This is a genomic window from Streptomyces sp. ISL-12 (genome assembly GCF_018614415.1).
GTDB lineage: Bacteria > Actinomycetota > Actinomycetes > Streptomycetales > Streptomycetaceae > Streptomyces.
In genome coordinates, this window is sequence record NZ_JAGGOO010000168.1 from 1 (window position 1) to 5598 (window position 5598).

General features: G+C 74.3%; 3 protein-coding genes. All 3 read left to right on the top strand.

The window, feature by feature from the left end:
* The first annotated feature begins 437 nt into the window (after positions 1-437).
* The 3 genes from J7I94_RS35395 to J7I94_RS39140 all read left to right on the top strand — a co-directional run bounded on the left by J7I94_RS35395 (position 438) and on the right by J7I94_RS39140 (position 5476).
* A complete protein-coding gene (locus tag J7I94_RS35395; protein ID WP_215174054.1) occupies positions 438-1832 on the top strand; it encodes a phosphotransferase in 1395 nt (464 codons plus the stop codon).
* A gap of 53 nt (positions 1833-1885) precedes the next feature.
* A complete protein-coding gene (glgB, locus tag J7I94_RS35400) occupies positions 1886-4333 on the top strand; it encodes a 1,4-alpha-glucan branching enzyme (protein WP_215174056.1) in 2448 nt (815 codons plus the stop codon).
* Between the two features lie 114 nt (positions 4334-4447).
* The gene (locus J7I94_RS39140) at positions 4448-5476 is read left to right on the top strand and encodes an amidinotransferase (protein ID WP_215174058.1); all 1029 of its coding nucleotides are present in this window, start codon (positions 4448-4450) and stop codon (positions 5474-5476) included.
* The last annotated feature ends 122 nt before the right edge of the window (positions 5477-5598 follow it).

Here is a 5598-nt window from a genome sequence, read left to right on the forward strand (position 1 = left end):
GTGGGGCAAGAAGGCGGGCGCCGGCCTCGACGACCCGTCCTTCGTCCAGCCGGACCGGCCGATGTCGGCGATAGGCGGCTAGGGCCTGTCGTTTGGATCAGGACGCGGGACATCGGCGGGACTTGTCCATGCCGGTGAGCGGGGTCTGGTGCGTGCAGCTGCAAGGCGGAGGAGGGAGTCGACGCGATGGGGGTCCCCCCGCGCGAGCGCAGCCGAGCGTGGGGGAGTTGACAACCGACGGCAACGCCGCTGGGGGTCCCCCCACGCCGTTCAGGCAGTGGGGGAGCGCGTGCCAGACCCCGCGTCCGCGGCGTGATCCGAACGACAGGCCCCAGAACGGCCGGGCGGGGCGGTTTCCGCCGTCCCGCCCGGGGCACGCAGAAGTAATCGCCCGACGACCCCGCCGACCCCCGAGCCCGGGGAAGGGACGCGCCGCCATGCCGGATGCCGAGACCCGTACCGTCGCCAGCACCCCCGCCCTCCTCGCCTCCCTGGACCCGCTCCTGCGGGAGTGGCTGCCGCGGCAGCGCTGGTTCGCGGGCAAGGGGCGTCCGGTCACCGGGTTCTCGCTCGTCGCCGCCACCGAACTGCTGCCCTGCACCGCCCGGCTGGGCCTGGTCCACGTCCTGCTGCGGGCCCACCAGCCGGAGGTCCCCGCCCCGGCCGCGCCCGAGCACCCGGGCGACTGCTACCAGCTCCTCATAGGGGTGCGCGAGGCGCTGCCGCCCCGGTTGGCGCCCGCGCTGATCGGGCATGTGCGCCAGGGCCCGCTGACCGGGCGGACGGTCTACGACGCCCTGTACGACACCCGGCCCGCCGAAGTGGTCCTGGAGGCGCTGCGCAGCCGGGCCCGGGTCGGCGGGCTGCGCTTCGAACGGGACCCGGAGCAGGAGATCCGCGCCGGCCTCGCGCCCCGTCTGATGACCGCCGAGCAGTCCAACTCCTCGGTCGTCTACGGAGATACGTTCATCCTCAAGCTGCTGCGCCGGATCGTGCCCGGCGTCCACCCCGACCTGGAGCTGCCGCTGGCGCTGGCCCGCGCCGGCTGCCCCCGGGTACCGGCTCCGACGGCGTGGATGGTGGCCGACCTGGCCGGCGAGACCTGGGTCCTGGGCGTGCTGCAGCCCTACCTCCAGGGCGCGGCCGACGGCTGGGAGCTGGCCCTGCGGGAGCTGGCCAAGGGCGAGGACTTCGCCGCCGAGGCGCGGGAGCTGGGCCGGGCCACCGCCGAGGTGCACACGGCGCTGGCCGCGGCCCTGCCGACCGTCACCCTGGGCCGCGGGCACCTGGAGCGGATGGCCGCCCAGATGACCGAGCGGCTGGACCACGCCGTGCGCGCGGTGCCGGCGCTGCTGCCGTACGCGCCGGGGCTGCGCTCGGCGTACACCGCGCTGGGTTCGCTGGCCGCGGAGGGCCGTACCTGGACCGCCCAGCGGGTCCACGGCGACCTGCACCTCGGGCAGTGCCTGCGCTCCCCGTCCGGGCAGTGGTCGCTGATCGACTTCGAGGGCGAGCCGGCCAAACCGCTCGCCGAGCGCCGGCTGCCGCAGCCGCCGGCCCGGGACATCGCGGGGATGCTCCGCTCCTTCGACTACGCCGCGCACGCGGCCGACGCCCCGCCACCGGGCTGGGCCGCGACCTGCCGGGCCGCGTACTGCACCGGGTACGCGCAGGTCAGCGGGGTCGATCCGCGTACCGATCCGGTGCTGCTGCGCGCCTGCGAGACGGACAAGGCGGTCTATGAGGTGGTGTACGAGGCCCGGCACCGCCCCGACTGGCTGCCGGTCCCGCTGTCCGCGGCCCGCCGCCTGGCCGCGTCCGAACCGGCCTGACCGGCTGACCGGCTCACCGGCTCAACCGGCCTGACCTCTAGGAGGCTCTCCCCGTGACCCCCCGCCCGGACCCCAAGAAAGCAGCCGAGGAACAGAGCGCGGCGAAGAAGTCGAAGAAGGCGGCGGCCAAGAAGGCGACGACCGCCAAGAAGGCGACGGCCAAAAAGGCGACGGCCGCGAAGAAGACGGCGACCGCCGAGAAGACAGCCGCGAAGAAGACGCCGACGGCTCCGGCCCGCAAGAAGCAGGTGCCCGCGCAGCGGAAGACCGAGGCCCCCGCGCCCGCCACTCCCGCCACTCCCGCCGCCCCCGTCTCCCCCGCCCTGTCCGCCGCCGACCGCGAGCGGCTGCTCGCCGGTACGCACCACGACCCGCACGCCGTGCTGGGCGCCCGCCCCCTGCCCGGCGGCGGGATCGCGGTCCGCGTCTTCCGGCCGTACGCGCTGGCGGTGACCGTGGTGGCCGGGGAGGTGCGGGCCGGGCTGCGCGACGACGGGGACGGCTTCTTCTCCGGGCTGCTGCCGCTGCCGGAGGTCCCGGAGTACCGGCTGCTCGTCACGTACGAGGGCGCCGTGCACGAGACCGAGGACGCGTACCGCTTCCTGCCCACGCTGGGCGATCTGGACCTGTACCTGATCGGTGAGGGCCGGCACGAGCAGCTGTGGCAGGCGCTCGGCGCGCACCCGATGACCTGGCAGGGCGTGAGGGGCACCCGGTTCGCGGTGTGGGCGCCGAACGCGCGGGGCGTCCGGGTGGCCGGCGGCTTCAACTTCTGGGACGGCACCGGCCACCCCATGCGGTCGCTGGGCTCGTCGGGGGTGTGGGAGCTGTTCCTGCCGGGGGTCGGGGAGGGCGAGCTGTACAAGTTCGAGATCACCCGGCCCGACGGCTCCCGCACCCTGCGCGCCGATCCGCTGGCCCGCCGCACCCAGGTGCCGCCCGAGACGTCGTCGGTCGTGACCGCCTCGCACCACGAGTGGGGCGACGCCGAGTGGCTGGCCCGCCGTACGGCCACGCCCGCGCACGAGGCGCCGTTCTCGGTGTACGAGGTGCACCTGCCGTCCTGGCGGCCCGGCCGGACGTACCGCGAGCTGGCCGAGGAACTCCCCGCGTACGTCAAGGACCTGGGCTTCACCCACGTCGAGCTGATGCCGGTCGCCGAGCACCCCTTCGGCGGGTCCTGGGGCTACCAGGTCACCGGCTTCTACGCGCCCACGGCCCGGCTCGGCGGCCCCGACGACTTCAAGTACCTGGTCGACCGGCTGCACCAGGCCGGGATCGGCGTCCTGATGGACTGGGTGCCGGCCCACTTCCCGCGCGACGACTGGGCGCTGGCCGAGTTCGACGGCCGCCCGCTGTACGAGCACGCGGACCCGCTGCGGGCCGCGCACCCCGACTGGGGGACGCTGGAGTTCGACTACGGGCGGCGCGAGGTGCGCAACTTCCTCGTCGCCAACGCCGTGTACTGGTGCGAGGAGTTCCATATCGACGGCCTGCGGGTGGACGCCGTCGCCTCGATGCTCTACCTGGACTACTCGCGCGAGCCGGGCCGGTGGACGCCGAACGAGCACGGCGGCCGGGAGAACCTGGACGCGGTGGCCTTCCTCCAGGAGATGAACGCCACCGTCTACCGGCGCTGCCCCGGCGTGGTGACCATCGCAGAGGAGTCGACGGCCTGGGACGGCGTCACCCGCGCCACCCACCACAAGGGACCCAGCGGTTTCGGCGGCCTCGGCTTCGGGCTGAAGTGGAACATGGGCTGGATGCACGACTCGCTCCAGTACATGAGCCACGACCCCGTCCACCGCGCGTACCACCACCACGAGATGACGTTCTCGATGGTGTACGCGTACAGCGAGAACTACGTGCTGCCCATCTCCCACGACGAGGTGGTGCACGGCAAGCGGTCGCTGGTGTCGAAGATGCCGGGCGACTGGTGGCAGCAGCGCGCGAACCACCGGGCGTACCTCGGCTTCATGTGGGCCCACCCCGGCAAGCAGCTCCTCTTCATGGGCCAGGAGTTCGCCCAGGGCGCCGAGTGGTCCGAGGCGTCCGGCCCCGACTGGTGGCTGCTCGACCCGGGGTACGGGGCGGAACCCGACCACCGGGGCGTCCTCGACCTGGTCCGCGACCTGAACGCCGTCTACCGGGACGCCCCGGCCCTGTGGCGGCGCGACACCGACCCGGGCGGTTTCGAGTGGGTGGTCGGCGACGCCGCCGAGGACAACGTCTTCGCCTTCCTGCGCCGGGACACCGACGGCACCCCGCTGCTGTCGGTCTCCAACTTCTCCCCCGTCGTCCGCCCCGGCTACCGCCTGGGCGTCCCCGACGACGTCCCCGCCTGGACGGAGGTCCTCAACACGGACGCCGCGCGGTACGGCGGCTCCGACGTGGCCCAGCCCGGTCCGGTCAAGCCGGAGCCGCAGGGCCGGCACGGCCGCCCGGCGAGCGTCGGACTGACCCTGCCGCCGCTGGCGACGGTGTGGCTGCGGCCGGCCTGACCCGTACGTCCGCCGACAGGCGCTCGCGCGGTCCCTGCGGGACCATGGTGGCGGGGAGGGAGCAGGGCACTACGAGGACCACTGTCTCCGGGACGGGCGAGGTGCATTCCGGCCATGACGACACCGCCAGCACTGGACCGCGTCAACGTCACCCACGAGTGGGGCCTCCTGAAGGAGGCGGTGGTCGGCCGCGTCATCGACTTCCAGGTCCCGGAGCGGATCGGCGGGGGACTGCCCGGCGTACTGGACTTCGTGCCCGAGAGCACCCGGCGCGACCTGCCGCGCTGGGCGGGCCGGCTCTGGTCGGAGGCGGACCCGGACGGCTACGGGCGGGCCGTCGAGCAGGCCGACGGCCTGGCCCGGTTCCTGACCGGGCGCGGGGTGGCCGTCCACCGCCCACGGGAGCTGACCGAACTGGAGCTGGGCGCGTACGGCGGCGAGGGCGACCGGTTCAGCATGCAGACGTTCGTCCGCGACCCGATGATCGTGGTCGGGGACCACGTCGTCGAGTCCGCGCTGCGGCTGCCGGCCCGCTTCAAGGAACGCTTCGGGCTGCGTCCCGTCTTCGCCGAGGCGGTGGCCCGCGGGGCGCGGTACTCGGTGATGCCGCCGCCCCCGCCGTACCGCACGACCGAGGTGCCGGGGGCGACCGGGCCGTTCCTGGAGGGCGGCGACGTCCTCGTGCTGGGCCGGGACATCCTCGTCGGCTGCGGCCGGGGCGGCACGGCGTCCGACCGGGCGGGCGCGCGGTGGCTGGCGGAGCTGCTCGGGGACGGCTACCGGGTCCGGGCGGTACCGCTGAGCGAGGCGGTGATCCACCTCGACGACGGTCTCACCGCCGTCCGCGAGGGCCTGGCGGTGGTCTGCCGGGAGCAGTACCCCGAGGGCGTGCCGGACCCGGTCGCGGACTGGGAGCTGATCGACGTCTCCCTCTCCGACGCCGTGAACCTGCTGGCGGGCAACAGCCTCGTCCTCGGCCCCGGCGAGGTGGTCGTCGACACGCGGCTGACCGACCTCGCCGAGGCGCTGACCGCGCGCGACGTCACCGTGCACACCCTGCCCTTCGACGCCGTGACCCCGTTCGCCGGCGGCTTCCGCTGCGCGCACCATCCACTGGTGCGGGAACTGGAGCCCGGCGCGTGACCTAGGGCCTGTCGTTTGGATCAGGACGCAGGACACCGGCGGGACTTGTCCATGCCGGTGAGCGGGGTCTGGTGCGTGCGGCTGCAAGGCGGAGGAGGGAGTCGACGCGATGGGGGTCCCCC